Annotated in this window: 14 protein-coding genes; 13 read left to right on the top strand and 1 reads right to left on the bottom strand. The window is 76.2% G+C overall.

Going from position 1 to position 17,470, the window contains the following annotated elements; genetic code table 11:
• Positions 1 to 82: 82 nt before the first annotated feature.
• The 3 genes from AL2_RS07295 (at position 83) to AL2_RS07285 (ending at position 6,253) form a co-directional block, all read left to right on the top strand.
• Positions 83 to 3,055, top strand: coding sequence for a glycine--tRNA ligase (locus AL2_RS07295; protein WP_067632445.1), 2,973 nt, complete (start codon positions 83 to 85; stop codon positions 3,053 to 3,055).
• Between the two features lie 103 nt (positions 3,056 to 3,158).
• The gene (locus AL2_RS07290; protein WP_067631172.1) at positions 3,159 to 4,799 is read left to right on the top strand and encodes an AMP-binding protein; all 1,641 of its coding nucleotides are present in this window, start codon (positions 3,159 to 3,161) and stop codon (positions 4,797 to 4,799) included.
• Positions 4,796 to 6,253 carry an MFS transporter gene (locus tag AL2_RS07285; RefSeq protein WP_083946160.1) on the top strand — a complete coding sequence of 486 codons (1,458 nt, stop codon included), beginning with the start codon at positions 4,796 to 4,798 and terminating at the stop codon, positions 6,251 to 6,253. The genes AL2_RS07290 and AL2_RS07285 overlap by 4 nt, the downstream gene beginning before the upstream one ends.
• Positions 6,254 to 6,615: 362 nt before the next feature.
• Here the strand turns inward: AL2_RS07285 and AL2_RS07280 are convergent, their stop codons facing one another.
• The gene (locus AL2_RS07280) at positions 6,616 to 7,485 is read right to left on the bottom strand and encodes a family 3 encapsulin nanocompartment shell protein (protein WP_210748798.1); all 870 of its coding nucleotides are present in this window, start codon (positions 7,483 to 7,485) and stop codon (positions 6,616 to 6,618) included.
• A 195-nt stretch (positions 7,486 to 7,680) separates the two neighbouring features.
• Here AL2_RS07280 and AL2_RS37300 point away from each other — a divergent pair, with 195 nt between their 5' ends.
• The 10 genes from AL2_RS37300 (at position 7,681) to aroQ (ending at position 17,463) form a co-directional block, all read left to right on the top strand.
• On the top strand, positions 7,681 to 7,875 hold the full coding sequence (locus AL2_RS37300) for a hypothetical protein (RefSeq protein ID WP_157438048.1): 195 nt from the start codon (positions 7,681 to 7,683) through the stop codon (positions 7,873 to 7,875).
• Positions 7,872 to 10,523: a type 2 lanthipeptide synthetase LanM family protein gene (locus AL2_RS07275; RefSeq protein ID WP_067631170.1), complete on the top strand. Its 2,652-nt coding sequence runs from the start codon at positions 7,872 to 7,874 to the stop codon at positions 10,521 to 10,523. Before AL2_RS37300 ends, AL2_RS07275 begins: the two co-directional genes overlap by 4 nt.
• Before the next feature lie 32 nt (positions 10,524 to 10,555).
• Entirely contained in the window at positions 10,556 to 11,815 is a 1,260-nt protein-coding gene (locus AL2_RS07270) for a DegT/DnrJ/EryC1/StrS family aminotransferase (protein WP_083946158.1), read from the top strand.
• The gene (locus AL2_RS07265) at positions 11,815 to 12,741 is read left to right on the top strand and encodes a sulfotransferase (protein WP_067631167.1); all 927 of its coding nucleotides are present in this window, start codon (positions 11,815 to 11,817) and stop codon (positions 12,739 to 12,741) included. Before AL2_RS07270 ends, AL2_RS07265 begins: the two co-directional genes overlap by 1 nt.
• Positions 12,741 to 13,508 carry an SDR family NAD(P)-dependent oxidoreductase gene (locus AL2_RS07260; RefSeq protein ID WP_067631165.1) on the top strand — a complete coding sequence of 256 codons (768 nt, stop codon included), beginning with the start codon at positions 12,741 to 12,743 and terminating at the stop codon, positions 13,506 to 13,508. Before AL2_RS07265 ends, AL2_RS07260 begins: the two co-directional genes overlap by 1 nt.
• A gap of 14 nt (positions 13,509 to 13,522) precedes the next feature.
• A complete protein-coding gene (locus AL2_RS07255; RefSeq protein WP_067631163.1) occupies positions 13,523 to 14,122 on the top strand; it encodes a nitroreductase family protein in 600 nt (199 codons plus the stop codon).
• Between the two features lie 137 nt (positions 14,123 to 14,259).
• On the top strand, positions 14,260 to 15,438 hold the full coding sequence (aroC, locus tag AL2_RS07250) for a chorismate synthase (protein ID WP_067631161.1): 1,179 nt from the start codon (positions 14,260 to 14,262) through the stop codon (positions 15,436 to 15,438).
• Positions 15,439 to 15,446: 8 nt separating this feature from the next.
• Entirely contained in the window at positions 15,447 to 15,953 is a 507-nt protein-coding gene (locus tag AL2_RS07245; protein ID WP_067632436.1) for a shikimate kinase, read from the top strand.
• Positions 15,950 to 17,023, top strand: coding sequence for a 3-dehydroquinate synthase (gene aroB / locus AL2_RS07240; protein WP_067631158.1), 1,074 nt, complete (start codon positions 15,950 to 15,952; stop codon positions 17,021 to 17,023). The genes AL2_RS07245 and aroB overlap by 4 nt, the downstream gene beginning before the upstream one ends.
• On the top strand, positions 17,020 to 17,463 hold the full coding sequence (aroQ, locus tag AL2_RS07235; RefSeq protein WP_067631155.1) for a type II 3-dehydroquinate dehydratase: 444 nt from the start codon (positions 17,020 to 17,022) through the stop codon (positions 17,461 to 17,463). Before aroB ends, aroQ begins: the two co-directional genes overlap by 4 nt.
• The last annotated feature ends 7 nt before the right edge of the window (positions 17,464 to 17,470 follow it).

Raw genomic sequence — 17,470 nt, 5'->3', positions numbered from 1 at the left:
TCCACGCCGCGCGATGCGGAGGGGTCTCGGGCGCTTCTAGGCTTGTCCTTCCCGCGCCCATTGGAGACTGCCCGTGCTGACCATGCAGGACGCCCTGATCCGGCTCACCGACTACTGGGCGGGGCGCGGCTGCCTCGTCGCGCAGCCGATGAACACCGAGGTGGGGGCGGGCACCCTCAACCCGTCCACGGCGCTGCGCGTCCTCGGCCCGGAGCCCTGGCGCGTCGCCTACCCCGAGCCGAGCGTCCGCCCCGACGACTCCCGGTACGGCGACAACCCGAACCGCCTGCAGACCCACACCCAGTTCCAGGTGATCCTCAAGCCGGAGCCGGGCGACGCGCAGGAGCGGTACCTCGGCAGCCTCGGCGCGCTCGGCGTCGACCTGCGCGCCCACGACGTCCGGTTCGTCGAGGACGACTGGGCGTCGCCCGCGCTCGGCGCGTGGGGGCTCGGCTGGGAGGTGTGGCTGGACGGCCTGGAGATCACCCAGTTCACCTACTTCCAGCAGTCCGGCGGGCTGACCCTCGACCCCGTGTCGGTCGAGATCACCTACGGGATGGAACGCATCCTGATGGCGCTGCAGGGCGTCTCCCACTTCAAGGACATCGCGTACGCGCCCGGGATCACCTACGGGGAGGTGTTCGGGCAGGCCGAGTACGAGATGAGCCGCTACTACCTGGACGACGCCGACATCGCGGCGAACCGGGAGCTGTTCGAGGTGTACGCGGCCGAGGCCCGGCGGCTGCTGGACGCGCGGCTGCCCGTCCCGGCCCACTCCTACGTGCTGAAGTGCTCGCACGCGTTCAACGTCCTGGACGCGCGGGGAGCGGTCGGCACCACCGAGCGGGCGCGCGCGTTCGCGCGGATGCGCGGCCTCGCCCACGAGGTCGCCGCGCTGTGGGTGGAGCGCCGCGCCGAGCTGGGGCATCCGCTCGGCGACGCCACGGCCCGGGCCGCCGCCGCCGAGCCGGGCGCGCTGCCGGACGCCGCCCCGGCCGGGACGTTCGCGCTGGAGATCGGGGTCGAGGAGCTGCCGCCGCACGAGGTGGCGCGGACGGCCGGCCATGTGGCGGAGCGGCTGCGCGACGGGCTGGAGGAGGCCGGGCTCGTCACGGATGCGTCCTCGGTGGAGACGGCCGCGACGCCCCGCCGGATCATCGTGCTCGCCCGCGGCCTGGAGGCCCGCGAACCCGACACCGAGCAGGTCGTGAAGGGCCCCCGGCTCGCCGCCGCCTACGACGCGTCCGGGGAGCCGACCCGTGCGCTGCTGGGATTCGCGCGCGGGCACGGCATCGAGGTGCCGGACGTCCGGAAGGTCACCGTCGCGGGCGGGGAGTACGCCGGATACACCCGGAAGGTCGCGGGACGTTCCGCCGCCGAGGTCCTCGCCGGGCTGCTCCCGGACATCGTCGCCGGGCTCCGCGCCGGGAAGAACATGCGGTGGAACGCGCCCGGCCTGTCGTTCGCCCGCCCGATCCGCTGGCTGCTCGCCCTGCTGGACGGGCGGGAGGTCCCGTTCGCGGTCTCCGGCCTGACCGCCGGACGCTCGACCCGCGTCCACCGGACGGCCGGGTCGCCGGAGGTCGGCGTGCCGGACGCCGCGTCGCTGGTCGGCGTGCTGCGCGAGCACGGGATCGAGCCGGTCCCGTCCCGCCGCCGCGCACGCATCGCCGAGGACGCCGGGGACCTCGCCCGGAGCCGCGGCGGGACGGTCGACCTCGCCGCCGAGCACGCCCTCGTCGAGGAGATCGTCAACCTCGTGGAGGAGCCCGTCACCATCCTCGGCTCGTTCGACGAGAAGTACCTGGAGCTGCCCGAGGAGATCCTCACCACGGTCATGCGCAAGCACCAGCGCTACCTGCCGGTGCGCGGCTCCTCGAACCGGCTCCTCCCGCACTTCGTGACGGTCGCCAACGGCGAATGCGACCACGACGCCGTCCGGGCCGGGAACGAGGCCGTGCTCCGCGCGCGCTACGAGGACGCGTCGTTCTTCTTCCAGCAGGATCTCCGGAGCACGCCGGAGAAGATCAAGGAGGGGCTCGGCAGGCTCACGTTCACCGAACGGCTCGGGTCGATGGCCGACCGGTCGGCCCGCATCGCCGCGATCGCCGCCGACCTCGCCGGCCGCCTCGACCTCACCGCCGGGGAGGGCGCCGCGCTGGCCCGCGCCGCCGCGCTCGCGAAGTTCGACCTGGCCTCGTCCATGGTCATCGAGCTGCCGAGCCTCGCCGGGACGATGGCCCGCGAGTACGCCCGCCGCGCCGGCGAGGACGAGGCCGTCGCGCGGGCCCTGCACGACATGGAGCTGCCCCGCTCGGCCGGGGACGCGCTGCCCGCCACGGTCGCGGCGGCCGTCCTCGCCGCCGCCGACCGCCTCGACGTCCTCACCGGGCTGTTCGCCGTCGGGTCGGCGCCGACCGGCAGCTCCGACCCGTTCGGCCTGCGCCGCGCCGCGCTCGCGCTGACCGCGATCCTGCGGGACGTGCCGCGCCTCGCGCCGATCACGGTCGGGGACGGCCTCGCCCTCGCCGCCCGGCACCAGCCCGTCGCGGTCGCGCCCGGCGCCCTCGCGGAGGCCGAGCGGTTCATCGCGCGGCGCCTGGAGCAGAACCTCCTGGACGAGGGGCGCCCGGTGAACGTCGTCCGCGCCGTGCTGCCGCTCGCCGGCGCGCCCGCGCACGCCGCGCGGGCCGCCGGCGACCTCGCGGAGCTGCTCGGCTCGTCCCGGTTCGGGCGGCTCACGGCGGCGTTGCAGCGCGTCCTCCGCATCGTCCCGGACGGGACGGGCGCCGGCTACGACCCCGCCCTGTTCACCGAGCCCGCCGAGCGGGACCTGCACGAGGCGTTCACCCGCGTCACCGCAGAGCTGACCGCCCGGCCGTCCCTGCCGGAATTCGCCGCGGCCGCGGCCGCTCTCGTCGCGCCCATCGACACGTATTTCGACGACGTGATGGTCATGGCCGAGGACCCGGGCGTGCGCGCCAACCGGCTCGGCCTCCTAGCCGCCATCAGGGACACGGCCGCCCCCGTCCTCGACTGGCGCGAGATCGCCTGACCGGAGTGCCGTCCGGCCCCGGCGGTCTTCGTCAAGACTTTCCGTTGCCGTTCCGGCCGCGCCGTGGTCATGATCAAGCCACCCGGCATGGAAGGGGCCGACGATGGCGAGCCTTCACGACGCACAGGAGTTCCGGCGGCGCGGCTGGTGGCGGGACGGAACGTTCCTGGACGATCTCGACCGGTGGGCGGACGCCGCCCCGGACCGCCCGGCGGTGGTCGGCCACGTCTGGGAGACCGGGGACGGGCCCGACACCGTCCTCACCTACGCCGAGCTCGCCGCGCTGGTCGACCGGTGCGCGGCGGGCCTCGCGGGCCTCGGCGTCGGCCCCGGCGACCGGGTCGCGATGCAGCTCGTCAACCAGTGGCAGGCGACCGTCCTCGCGCTCGGCTGCGGGCGCGCCGGCGCGGTCGCGGTGCCGTACTACATCGCGACGGGCGCCGCCGACACCGAGTGGATCCTGCGCGAGTCCGGCGCCCGCGCCGTCGTGTCGCTGGACGGGGTGCGGGGCCTGGACATCGCGGCGGCCATCGCGGGCATGCGGGACCGGCTGCCCGCGCTGCGCCACCAAATCGTGGTGGGGGAGGAGCTCCCCGAAGGCGCGATCGGCTTCGAGAGCGGCCTGCTCGCCGGAGCCGGGGCCGGCGCCGCGCCCCGGCACCGGCCGTCCGGCGACGACGTCCTCCAGATCATGTACACGTCGGGGACGACCGGGCGGCCGAAGGGCGTCCGGCACTCCCACAACACGCTGTACGCGATGGCGCGCTCCTACACCGTCCCGCTCGGGCTCGGCGAGGACGACGTGCTGTCCACGCCGTGCATCGTGGGCGGGCAGGGCGGCTGGCTCTACGGCATGCTGGCGCCGCTCGTCGCGGGCGCGACGGCCGTGTGGGCGGACGCGTTCCAGCCCGCCGACTTCCTCGACCTCGCCGCGAAGTACGGGATCACCGCCGCCTACTTCACCCCGTTCATCCTGGACGAGCTGGTGGCGGAGCAGCGGGCGAACCCGCGGGAGGTCGCGCTGCGGCACATGGTCACCGGCTCCACGCCGATCCCGCCGGACCTGCCGGGGCGGTTCCGCGAGACGTTCGGGTTCCCGGTCCGGTCGCTGTGGGGGATGACCGAGAACGGCGGCGTCACGATCAGCCGGCCGGACGACCCGCCGGACTGGGCGGCCCGCAGCGACGGCCGCCCGGTGGAGTGGATGTCGGCGCGGCTCGTCGACGAGGAGGGCGCGGTCGTCGACGACGGGCCGGGTCGCCTGGAGGTCCGCGGCGCGAACATGTGCCTGGGCTACGAGGGCGCCGACGAGGCGTTCGCCGCCGCGCTGCACGACGGATGGTTCGCCACCGGCGACCTCGCCCGGCCGGACGGCCGCGGCGGCATCAAGATCATCGGCCGCACCAAGGACATGATCAACAAGGGCGGGCTGCACGTGCCGGGCGTCACGGTCGAGGGCATCCTGCGCGCGGACCCGCGCGTCGCCGAGGTCGCGGTCGTCGGGGAGCCGGAGCCGCTGCTGGGCGAGACCATCGTCGCCGTCGTCGTTCCCGCGCCGGGCGCCGAGCCCCCGGCCCTGGAGGACCTCCAGAAGCTCGTCGCGGACGCCCGGATGACGCCCGGCTACGAGCCGGACCGGCTGGAGATCGTCGCCGAGCTGCCCAAGACCCCGACGGGGAAGGTCCGCAAACGCGTCCTGGAGGAGGAGTTCGCCCGGAGGGCCGGCACCGCCGCCGCGCAGTGAGCGCCGGGCTGCTCGCCGGGCTGGTCGCGCCCCCGGCGAGCGCGTCCCGGCGCCGGGCGCTGGCGCTCACCGCGGTCGTCCTCGCCAACGTCATGGCGGTGATCGACTACAACATCGTCAGCATCGCGATCCCGCGGCTGCTGCGCGCCTTCCCGGGCAGCACCCTCGCCGGGCTGTCCTGGACGATCACCGCCTACACGGTGGTGTTCGCCGCAGTGCTGCTGCCCGCGGGCGGGATGGCCGACCGGCTGGGCCCCAAGCGGATCTTCCTCGGCGGCCTCGCGGTGTTCACGCTCGGCTCGGCCGCCTGCGCGCTCGCGACCGGGCCGCTCGGGCTCGTGCTGGCGCGGATGCTGCAGGCCACCGGCGGCGGCGCGGTCGTCGCGCTGTCGATCTCGGTCGGGCTGAGCGAGTTCCCCGGCCGGGCCGGGCACGCGTTCGGGCTGCTCGGCGCCGCCGCGGGCATCGCGGGCGCGAGCGGGCCCGCGCTCGGCGGGGCGCTGCTCGCGCTCGGCGGCTGGCGCTGGATCTTCCTGATCAACCTGCCGCTCGGCGTGCTCGCGCTGGGCTGCGCGGCCGCCGGCGTTCCCGCGCGGCCCGCGGACCGGCCCGGGCCGGCGGAGGAGCGGGGCCTGCCCGACCTGCTCGGCACGGCACTGCTCGCCGGCGGCGTCGCCGCGCTGGTCCTCGGTGTCGTGCAGGGCCCCGACTGGGGCTGGACGGCGGGCCGGACCGCGGCCGCGCTCGCCGCCGGCGCCGCGCTGGCATGCCTCGGGGTGCGCCGCTCGCTCCGGCACCCCCGCCCCGCGGCGGACTTCACGCTGCTGCGGGCCCGGTCCACGGCGGCGGGCAACGCGGCGATGGCGCTGCTCAGCGTCACCCAGTTCGCGGTGGCGCTGTGCGTGGCGCTGTTCCTGACCGAGCGCTGGGGCTACCCGGTGCTCGCCGCCGCGATCGCGCTCACGCCCGGACCGCTGACCTCGGCCGTCGTCTCCTGGCGGAGCGGGCCGCTGGTGCGGTGGGCGGGCGCGCGGGCGGTCACGGTCGCGGGCGGCGCGGTCGGCGCCGCCGGCTGGTGCTGGCCCCTCGCGGCCGGCGCGCTCGGCGCCGGGCGGAGCTACCCGCTGGTGGTGCTGCCCGCGCTCGTGGCGGGCACGGCGGGGATGGCGGCGGCCGCCGTGGCGATCGAGACGATCGCGATGGAGGCCGTCCCGCCCGCCCGGTTCGGCAGCGGCAGCGCGCTCATCATGCTGGCCCGGTCCGCCGGCGCGGCGGCGGGGATCGGCGGCCTCGCCGCGGTGCTGCACGAACCGACCGGCGCCGCGTTCCGCGTCGCCTGGGCGGGGCTCGCGGCGGGCCTGCTGGCGACGGCGCTCGCCGGCGCCGCCGCCCGCGAAGGGGGGCGCCCGCGGCCCCGGAGGGTGCCGCGGGCGCCGCTGCGCCGGCATCGGTGATACGGCGCCCATTTCCGCGGATCAGTGCGACCGAATTCCTTCGGTCGAAATGCGGGCGACATCACGAGCATCGGCATGCGGCCATTGTTGTGATGCCTTCCGCCTGTCCGCGGAGTGTCGGTGCGGGTTTACCACGGAGTCGTACGCATTTTTCCTCCTCAGGGCCCGGAGAATCGTCGGTGGACGCGGCTGGAAATCACCACGGCTTCGTGCGCATGCGATTCACCTCCCGGTCTCGCGAGGACGGGACGGGGCGGGGGTCGTCACCACGGCGGCGTGCGCATACGGGTCACCTCCATTTCTCGCGGTCGCGGGCCCGTCGGCTCGGGCCCGGGGGAGCACCGGGGAGAGCGGAGCGCGGGTCAGCCGCCCAGCAGGACGAAGTGCTGGGGCAGGTGCACGGCCAGCCCGAGGCGCATCGCGGCGGTGATCGTCGCGTCCCCGTCACCGGCCGGCCGGCGCAGCGCCAGCGTCGACTCCTCGCCGTCCAGCAGGGTGATGCCGGCGCGGAAGTCGCCGAGCAGGACGCGGTCCCGCTCGATCATGCGGGTGCGGGTGACGCGCAGCCCCGCGGCGTCCAGCGAGGGCAGCGCGCCGCCGCCCACGAGCCGCCAGTACAGGGCGGGGTGCATGACGAGCCCGTCGCACGAGCCGCCCATCTCCTCCACCTCGGCGCAGCCGCCCATCAGCGCGTCCAGCACCGCGCTCACCTGGGCGTCCTCTCGCGGGGCGGGGAGGCGGCGCAGCCCGTCCAGGCGCAGCAGCCCGGGTATCGCGCCGTCGTCGCTGCCGTGCAGGAGCACCTCGTTCTCCACGGTGCACAGCCGGACGATCACGCGGTGGTCGACGAAGCGGGCGAGCAGCGCCGGGTCGCCGCACAGCTCGGCGGGCACCGGCACGGCGACGGAGATCTCGGTCAGCTCCGCCTTGGCGACCGCCGGGCGGAACACCGCCTCCGGCGTCGCGCCGTAGCGGGTGCCCCGGTCGCCGTCGCGCCCGGTGTCCCGGTGCTCGCGCACGTAGCGCAGGGTGCGGTCGGCGACCGTGCCGCCCTTGGTCTGCTCCCGGACGGTCGGCCGCGGCCGGGTGGAGGCGAGCGGGAACAGCGTCGTCAGCGGCGCCCGGAGCCGCACCGCCGCGTCGCCCCCGGCCGCCCGCGCGACCGCGACCGCCAGTTCCTCCCCGGGGCCGCGCTCGCGCAGCCCGGGGTCATCGATGAGGTAGTCCAGCACGGCGAACTCCCATCAGACACGCTTTGCGCGGCCGCCCGGATCTCGGGCCGGCCGACAAATGCACGATGCCGATCCTGCACCGTGCCAACCGAGAGGGTAAGCACATCCGCGGCGGAATTAAAAGGGTCCCCTTCGATCTTGTTCGGAAAAATCGGTCATGATAGAACTTCGTAGCGGATTGGAAGGGGCGGTGCCATGCCGAAGCCGGATAATGCGGCCGAGCCGGCCACCGGATTCACCGATCCGGTGATCGATCCCATTCGCGGAACGGGTCCGCGCCCCGCCGCTCGCCCGGCCCCCGGCTGCCCGCTGCGCGCCCTTTCCGGCGCGCGCCGGGCGGCGGGGGAGCAGCGCGCCGGCCGGGACGACGTCCCGGGTGACGCCGGATGAGCGCCCCGGCGGCGGCCCCCGCCGGGGCGCCGGACGACCTGGCGGACGCCGGCCTCGGCCTCCTGGAGGTCGCCCGGCCGCTGATCGCCGCCGCCTGCCGCACCCTGCGCGCCGGTCTGCGCGCCGTGGAGGGCCTGCCGGACGGCCTGCCCGGACTCCTCGTCCGCGAGCCGCCGCTCGGCTGGCTCGCCATGGCCGTCCAGCCGGCGCTCACGCGGGAGCTGGACGCGGCGCGCCGGCGGGGCCTGGACGGCGCGACGCCGCGGCAGCGCTACGAGGCGTTCGTGCGGAGCCTGCGCGACCCCGGGACGGCACGGCGGATCTGGGCGGAGTACCCCGTCCTCGCGGAGCAGGCCGCCGGCCTGCTGGACGCCTGGGCCGCCGCCCGCGTCGCCTTCGCCCGCGACCTCGCCGCCGACCTGCCCCCGCTCACCGAGACCTTCGGCGACCCCGGGGCCCTGGACGACGTCGTGTTCGGGTCCGCCGAGACGCACCGGGGCGGCCGGACGGTCGCGATCGTCCGGTTCGAGCGCGCCACCGTCGTCTACAAGCCGCGCAGCCTCGCCGTCGACCGCTGCTTCGACCGCCTCCTCGGCTGGTTCAACGCGCCCGGCGTCCCGCACCCGCTGCGCCGCCCCCGGCTGCTGGACCGCGGCGACCGGGGCTGGAGCGAGTACATCGAGCCCGCGCCCTGCGACCGGGAGCGACTGCCCGGGTTCTTCTGGCGGATGGGCGCGCTGCTCGCGCTGACCCACGCGGTCCACGGCTACGACCTGCACGCCGACAACGTGATCGCCGCCGGCGACGACCCCGTGGTCATCGACCTGGAGGCCCTGTTCCACACCGAGGGGACGCAGCCGGCGGCGCGCCGCGCGCGGCTCGGCGACCCGGCCGCCGAGCGGCTCGCCGGGTCCGTGCTGCGCACCGGCCTGCTGCCCGGCCCGCTCGTCATGCCCGACGTGGAGACCGAGCTGCCCTTCGGCGTCGACATCAGCCCGCTCGGCATCGCGCCCGGCCGCCGCTCCCTCATCCCGACGCCGATCGCCGAGGCCCCCGGTACCGACCGGATGCGGGTCAGGCTCGGCTACCGGGCCGTTCCCGCGCCCGGCGGGCGGCTGCGCCTGCCGGACGGGGGGACCGCCGACCCGCGCGCGCACCGCGGCGCGCTCACCGCCGGCTACGCCCTCGCCCACCGCCGGCTGGCCGCCGCCGGGACCGCCCTCCTCGCGCCGGGCGGGCCGCTGCACGGCTGCGCGGACGTCCCGGTCCGGCTGATCCAGCTCTCGACGTTCCTCTACGTGCGGCTGCTGCTGGAGGGATGGCGGCCCGAGGCGGTGCGCGACCCCGCCGTCCATGAGCGCGGCCTCGACCGGCTCGCGGCCGGCTGGCCCGGCGTCCCGCACCGCGCGGCGCTCGTCGAGGCGGAGAAGGCGGCGCTGCGGCGCGGCGAGGTGCCGGTGTTCGAGGTCCGGCCCGGCCACCGCGACGTGTGGCTGGAGGACGGGACGCGCCTCCCGGACGTCCTGCCCGCCGCGCCGCTGGAGGAGACGGCGGCCTGCCTCGCCGCGCTCGACGAGGACGGCCTCGCCGCCCAGCTGGAGATCGTCGACGCGAGCCTGGCCGCGCTGGACGCCCGGCCGCGCGCCGGGCACCCCGCGCGCGGGCCGTCGGGCGCCGATCCGGTGCGGGGCGCCCTGGACATCGCGCGGCGGCTCGACGCGACCGCCGTGCGGGACGGCGACCGGATCGGCTGGCTCACGATCGAGGTGGTCGACGCCGCGTCCCGCCGCGTCGCGCCCGCCGGGCTCGACCTCTACGGCGGGCTGCCGGGCATCGGCCTGTTCCTGTCCTACCTGTCCGCCGTGACGGGCGAGCGGTGGGTCGCCGGGCTGGCCGGCCGGGTCGCCGACGAGGTCGCCGCCCGCTGCCGCGCGTCCGCCGCCGTGCCCGCCCTCGGCCCCGCCTACCACCTCGCGCACGCCGCCGCCGTCCACCGGCGCGCGGACCTGGCCGAGGCCGCGCGGGACGCGCCGCCGTCCGCGCCCGCCGGGCCCGGCGTCCTGGACGGCGAGGCGGGTGCGCTGCTGTCCGCGCTCGCCGTGCACGCCGTGCTCCCCGGCGAAGCGGTGGAGGCCGCGGCGCTGGCCGCCGGTGAGCGGCTCATGGCGATGGAACCGGAGGGCCCCGGCTTCGGGTACGGCGCGCCCGGCGCGGCGGTCGCCCTCGCCCGCCTGCACGCCCTGCTCGGCGACCCCCGCCACGCGTCGCGCGCCCGCGAACTCGCCGTCCAGGAGCCGGTGGCCGAGCCGGGCTGGTGCCAGGGCGCGGCGGGAACCGGCCTCGCCCTGCTGGAACTCCGCGACGCCGCGCCCGGACTGGAGCGTTCCCTCGACGCCGCCACCCGGACCGTCCGCGGCTCCGCCCCGCCGCCGGACGACTCGCTCTGCCACGGCGCGGGCGGGCTCGCGGAACTGCTCACCGCCCTCGGCGAACCCGCCCCCCGCCCGTCCGGCGCGCTGCGCACCGCCCTGCCCGCGCCCGCGCCCGGACTCCTCGCCGGCCTGTCCGGCATCGGTTTCGGGCTGCTGCGCCGCGCGTTCCCCGCCGACGTGCCCGCGGTGCTCACGCTGGCGCCCCCGCACCCCTGAGCCATGCTCCCGTTCCCCGTGGAGGAGACGACATGACCGTGGACGTTCAGCCCGGCCTGCTCGCCATCGACGGCGCCGAGCCGGTGCGCACCGACCCCTGGCCGACCTACGACAAGGGCGACGTCTTCATCGGCGAGGACGACCTGGACGACGCGCTCGCCGCGATCCGGGACCGGCTCTACTTCCGCTACGACCACCGCCCCTACGCCGAGACGCAGACCGGCCGGTTCGAGCGCGACCTGTGCGCGTACTTCGGCGTCCCGCACGCGCTGTCGTGCGCCAGCGGCACGGCCGCCATCACGCTGGCGCTGCTCGCCCTGGACCTGCCGCCCGGCTCCCTCGTCGCGTGCCCCGCCTTCACCTTCGCCGCGACGCCCAGCGCGATCCTGCTCGCCGGGCACCGCCCCGTCCTCGTCGAATGCGACGACGACCTGCACATGGACGTCGCCGACCTGCGCCGCCGGCTCACCCCGGACGTCCGCGCGGTCGTGGTCGTGCACATGCGCGGGTTCGCCTGCGACATGGACGCGATCTGCGCGCTCGCCCGCGAGCACGGCGTCCCCGTGGTCGAGGACGCGGTGCCCGCGCTCGGCGCCCGGCTGAACGGCCGCCTCCTCGGCACCTTCGGCGACGCGGGCGCGTTCAGCACCCAGTCCGACAAGTCGCTCAACACCGGCGAAGGCGGGTTCCTGCTCGCCCGCGACCCGGCCGTGCACGCCCGCGCCGTCGTCTACTCCGGCGCCTACGAGGGCCGGATGGCGCGGCACTTCGACGGCCCCCCGCCGCCCGTCGACGACCTGGCCCTGCCGATCTTCGGCCTGCGGATGGACGAGATCCGGGCCGCGCTCGCCCGCCCGATGCTGCGCCGCCTGCCCGACCGGCTCGCCGCCCACCGCCGCAACCACGACGACGTCGCGGCGCGGCTCGCCGGCGTGCCCGGCGTCGCGCTGCGCCGCCCGGTCGCCGAAGGCGCCTGCCTCGGCGAGGCGCTCGTGTTCCGGCTGCCCGGCGCGGGCGCCCGCGCCGCCGCCTGGACCGCCGCCGCGCTGCGCGCCGAGGGCATCGGCGCGCGCGCCCTCGGCGACCCCGGCGACACCAACGTCCGCGCCTTCTGGAACTGGCGGTTCCTGTTCCCGGACGCGGAGCGCGCCCGCGCGCGGTACCCGGCCACGGCGGCGCGGCTGGACGAGGCGATCGACATCCCGCTGTCGGCCAACCTCACCGAGCGGGACCGCGACCACGTCGTCGAGGCCGTCCGGAAGGTCGTCGGCGCCGGCGCCGGGCGCTGCTGATGCTCCGCGTCCTGTACGTGACGGGCTGGTGCCGCAGCGGGACGACCCTGCTCGGCAACCTCCTCGGCGAGGTTCCCGGCGCCGTCCACGTCGGCGAACTGCGCTACCTGTGGACGAACGGCGTCCTCCGCCGGGGCACCAACACGCTCTGCGGCTGCGGGCGGGAGATCCCGTCGTGCCCGCTGTGGAGGGCCGTCATCGGGCGGCTCGCCGGCGACGACCCGGCCTGGCACGCCGAACGCGCCGTCCGGCGCCAGGAGGCGGCGCTGCGGACCCGGCACACCGGCCGGCGGCTCGCCGAGGCCCGGCGCGCCCGCGCCCCCCACCCGGCCGTGCGCGACCTGGCCGCGCTGTACGAGGCGATCGCGGACGAGACCGGCGCCGCGCTGGTCGTCGACACCGGCAAGTTCCCCGCCGAGGCCGCCGCGCTGTGCGGCGCGCCCGGCGTGGACGCCCGCGTCCTGCACGTCGTCCGGGACCCGCGCGCCACCGCCGAGTCGTGGCGGCGCGCGAAGGAGTACATCCCGGCGATGGGCCCGGCCCGCAGCACCGCCTACTGGACGGGGTTCAACCTGGCGTCCGAACGCCTCGCCCGCGCGTTCCCCGGCCGGTGCCTGCGGCTGCGGTACGAGGACTTCGCGGCGCGCCCGCGCGCCGAGCTGGCGCGGGTCATGGAGCACGCGGGCCTCGGCGGCGACCCGCCCGTGGACGGCTGCGGCACCGCCCGGCTCGGCGCCAACCACACGGTGACCGGCAACCCCGACCGGCTGCGGCGGGGCCCGGTCCGCATACGCGACGACGACGCGTGGGTGCGCGCCCAGCCCGCCCCCGCCCGCGCCGTCGCCACCCTCCTCGCCGCGCCGCTGCTGGCCCGCTACGGCTACCCGCTCCGTCCCGTCCCCGCCCCGGTGCCCGAGGAGGCCTGATGGATCTCGGACTGCGCGGCCGCGTCGCCCTGGTCGCCGCCGGGACCAGCGGCCTCGGCCTCGCCACCGCCCGCGAACTCGCCGCCGCGGGCGCGGACGTCGCGTTCTGCGGACGCGACGAGGCGAGACTGGAGACGGCACGCAAGGAGATCGGCGCGGCGGGCCCCGGACGCGCCGTCCCCACCCGGCTCGACGTCCGCGACCACGCCGCGTCCGCCGCCTGGGTGCGCGAGACCGCGGCCGCCCTCGGCGGGCCGCACGTCCTGGTCACCAACGCGGGCGGGCCGCCGGCCGGCCCCGCGCTCGGGTTCGGCCTCGACGCCTACCGCGACGCCGTCGAGCTGTGCGTGCTGTCCCATATCGCGCTCGTCCAGGCCGCCGTCCCGCACATGGTGGACGCCGGCTGGGGCCGCATCCTCATGATCGCATCGGAGACGATGCGGCAGCCGACGCCGAAGCTCGCCCTGTCCGGCACCGTGCGGCCCGCCCTCGCCGGGTTCGCCAAGACGCTCGTCCGCGAACTGGGCCCGGCCGGGGTCACCGTCAACGTCCTGGCGCCCGGCTACCACCTCACCCCGGCCGTGGAGGCGCTCCTCGGCGACGACCCGGACGGCGGCCGCGCGGAGATCGCGGCGGGCATCCCGCTCGGCCGGCTCGGCTCGCCCGCCGACTTCGGCGCGGCCGCCGCGTTCCTCGCGAGCGAGCGGGCGGGCTTCATCACCGGAACCACCCTGCTGGTCGACGGCGGCCTCAGCCAGGGCATCTGAGAACGGAGACGACGGTGGAGTTCGACGACGTGCTCGCGGCGCGGCGGATGGTCCGCCGCTACCGCACCGACCCGGTCCCGGCGGAGACCGTGGAGAGGATCGCCGGGACGATCCGCCGGGCGCCGAGTGCCGGGTTCAGCCAGGGCCACCGCCTCGTCGTGGTCACCGAGCGCGCGACCCGCGAGCGCATCGCCGAACTCGCGGAGGAGTCCCGCTATCCCGAGAAGTGGCTGTCGGTCGCGCCGGTCCTCATGGTGCTCGGCGTCCGCGAGGACGACTACCACGACCGCTACACCCGGCCCGACAAGCTCATCGACGGCAAGGAGCTGGAATGGCCCGCCCCCTACTGGTGGGTCGACTCCGGGGCGTTCCTCATGCTGGTCCAGCTCGCCGCGATCGACGCGGGGCTCGCGACGGGGTTCGCGACCGTCCGGAACAAGGAGGAGCTCAAGGCCCTGCTCGGCATCCCGCACGACGTCGCCGTGGTCGGCGTCATCACGATCGGCCACGCCCGCGAGGACGCCGTGACCCGGTCCGGCACCGCCCGCCTGCGCTCGATGCGCAAACCCCTCGGCGACCTCGTCCACCACGAGTCCTGGCAGGACCGCGGCTAGAACCAGGCCGAGGACCGCCCGGCGGACGCCCGCGCCCGCGCGGGCGTCGCCTCTCTCAGCACCCACGTGAGCCGACGAACCTCTCAGATGGTGGACGCGGTCACGGGCGGGCACGCGGAGTCAATAGGATCGTTGTCATGCTGCGCTGGTTGACCGCGGGGGAGTCCCATGGCCCGGCCCTGACCGCGATCGTGGAGGGGCTGCCGGCCGGTGTGCGCGTGACCTCGGGGGACATCGCCGAGGACCTGCGCCGCCGGCGGCTCGGGCACGGGCGGGGCGCCCGGATGAAGTTCGAGCAGGACCAGGTGAGGATCCTCGGCGGCGTCCGGCACGGGGTGACGCTCGGCGGGCCGGTCGCGATCGAGGTCGGCAACACCGAGTGGCCGAAATGGGAGACGGTCATGTCGGCCGACCCCGTCGACGCCGACGTCCTCGCCGCCCAGGCGCGCAACGCCCCCCTGTCGCAGCCGCGCCCCGGGCACGCCGACCTCGTCGGCATGCAGAAGTACGGGTTCGACGACGCGCGCCCCGTGCTGGAGCGGGCCAGCGCCCGGGAGACCGCCGCGCGGGTCGCGCTCGGGACCGTCGCCAAGGCGTTCCTCAAGCAGGCCCTCGGCGTGGACGTCCTCAGCCACGTGATCGCGCTCGGCGAGGTCGCGGCGCCCGACGGCGTCCTGCCGGAGCCCGGCGACCTCGCGCGGGTGGACGAGAGCCCCGTCCGCTGCTTCGACGAGGCGGCGTCCGCCGCGATGGTCGCGCACATCGACGAGACGAAGAAGGCCGGCGACACGCTCGGCGGCGTCGTGGAGGTCCTCGCCTACGGGCTCCCGCCCGGCCTCGGCAGCCACGTCCACTGGGACCGGCGGCTCGACTCGCGCCTCGCCGGCGTCCTGATGGGCATCCAGGCGATCAAGGGCGTCGAGCTCGGCGACGGCTTCACCACCGCGCGGCGGCCCGGGTCGCGGGCGCACGACGAGATCGACGGCACCCCCGAGGGCGTCCGCCGCCGGACGAACCGGGCGGGCGGCGTCGAGGGCGGCATGACGACCGGCGAGGTGCTGCGGGTCCGCGCCGCGATGAAGCCGATCTCGACCGTCCCGCGGCGGCTCGACACCATCGACGTGAAGACCGGCGAACCGGCCAAGGCGATCAACCAGCGCAGCGACGTCACCGCCGTGCCGGCCGCCGGGGTCGTCGCCGAGGCGATGGCGGCGCTCGTCCTGGCGGACGCGGCGCTGGAGAAGTTCGGCGGCGACTCCGCCGAGGAGACCGCGCGCAACCTGCGCGGATACCTGTCCTCCCTGACGATCAAGTGAGCGGGACCATGCGACCGAAGGCAGTCATCATCGGGCCTCCCGGCTCGGGCAAGACCACGATCGGCGGCGCGCTCGCCGAGCGCCTCGGCGCCGCGCTGCGCGACACCGACGCCGACGTCGAGTCCGCCGCGGGCAAGCCGATCGGCGAGATCTTCATCGACGACGGCGAGGACCGCTTCCGCGAGCTGGAACGCGCCGCCGTCGCGGCGGCCCTCGCCGAGCACGAGGGCGTGGTCGCCCTCGGCGGCGGCGCCGTCCTCGCCCCGCAGACGCGGGAACTCCTCGCCGGCCACACGGTCGTCTACCTGAAGGTCGGCCTCGCCGAGGCGATCAAGCGGGTCGGGCTCAACGCCGCGCGGCCGCTGCTCGTCCTGAACCCGCGGAGCCAGATGCGCAAGCTCCTCGAAGAGCGCCTGCCGATCTACGAGAGCCTCGGCACGGTCAGCGTCGACACCGACGGCCGCGACGCCGCCGACATCGTCGAAGAGATCGTCAAGGCCCTGGAGGACGCGTGACGCAGGGGCGGGTGCACGTCGGCGGCGCCGACCCCTACGACGTCGTCATCGGAGCGGGCGTCCTGGGCGAGCTGCCCGCCATGGTCGGCGGCCGTGCCCGCACCGTCGCCGTCGTCCACGCCGAGGGCCTGCCGGAGATCGCCCGTCCTGTCTGCGGCGTGCTCGAACAGGCCGGGTACACCGTCCGCGCGCTGCCCGTCCCCGACGGCGAGGCCGCCAAGGAGGCCGGCGTGCTCGCCGGCCTCTGGTCGTCCTTCGCCCGCGCGGGCATGACCCGCACGGACGCCGTCGTCGGCGTCGGCGGCGGCGCCACCACCGACCTCGCCGGGTTCGCGGCGGCGTCGTGGCTGCGCGGCGTCCGCGCGGTGCTCGTCCCGACGACGCTGCTCGGCATGGTGGACGCGGCGGTCGGCGGCAAGACCGGCATCAACGTCCCCGAGGGCAAGAACCTCGTCGGCGCGTTCCACCCGCCCGCCGGCGTCCTGTGCGACCTGACCACGCTGATGACGATGCCGCACGACGACTACATCAGCGGCCTCGCCGAGATCATCAAGGCCGGTTTCATCGCCGACCCGGAGATCCTCGACCTGGTCGAGGACGATCCGAAGGGCGCCGCGTCCCCGGACGGCCCGCACACCCGCGAGCTGGTCGAACGGGCGGTCCGGGTCAAGGCCGGCGTGGTCTCCGCCGACCTCAGGGAGAGCGGCCTCCGCGAGATCCTCAACTACGGCCACACCCTCGCCCACGCCATCGAGAAGGCCGAGGACTACAGGTTCCGCCACGGCCACGCCGTCGCGATCGGCATGGTCTACGCCGCCGAGCTGTCCCGCCTCGCCGGCCGGCTGCCCGCCGAGACCGTCCGGCGGCACCGCGACGTCCTCACCTCGGTCGGTCTCCCGATCTCCTACGCCGCGGACTGGCCCGGCCTGCGCGCCACCATGGCCATCGACAAGAAGTCGCGCGGCGCGACGCTCCGCTTCGTCGTCCTGGACGGCATCGCGCGACCGGGCCGCCTCGAAGGCCCGGACGAGGCCCTGCTCGCCGCCGCTTACCAGGAGCTCACCCGATGACCCGCGTGCTCGTCCTGAACGGTCCCAACCTGCGGCGCCTCGGGGTCCGCGAGCCCGACAAGTACGGGACGACCAGCTTCGACGACCTCGCCGCCCTGTGCCGCGACACGGGCCGCCGCCTGAACCTGAGCGTGGAGGTCCGGCAGACCGACGACGAGGCCGAGATGGTGCACTGGGTGCACGAGGCCGCCGACGAGCGCATCCCCATCGTGCTGAACCCGGCCGCCTTCACCCACTACTCCTACAGCCTCCGCGACGCCCTCGCCCAGCGGACCGCCCCGCTCATCGAGGTCCACATCACCAATCCCGCGGCCCGCGAGGAGTTCCGGCACACCTCCGTGGTCGCCGGCGTCGCGACCGGCACCATCGCCGGCTTCGGCCCCATGTCCTACGTCCTCGCCCTCCAGGCCATGGCCGAACTCCTCGCCGAGAGCGCCTAGCCGCCGC

It is taken from the genome of Actinomadura latina NBRC 106108 (assembly GCF_001552195.1).
GTDB lineage: Bacteria > Actinomycetota > Actinomycetes > Streptosporangiales > Streptosporangiaceae > Spirillospora > Spirillospora latina.
The sequence above is the reverse complement of the archived record's forward strand: the minus strand, read 5'-3'. Positions and strand labels throughout refer to the sequence as shown.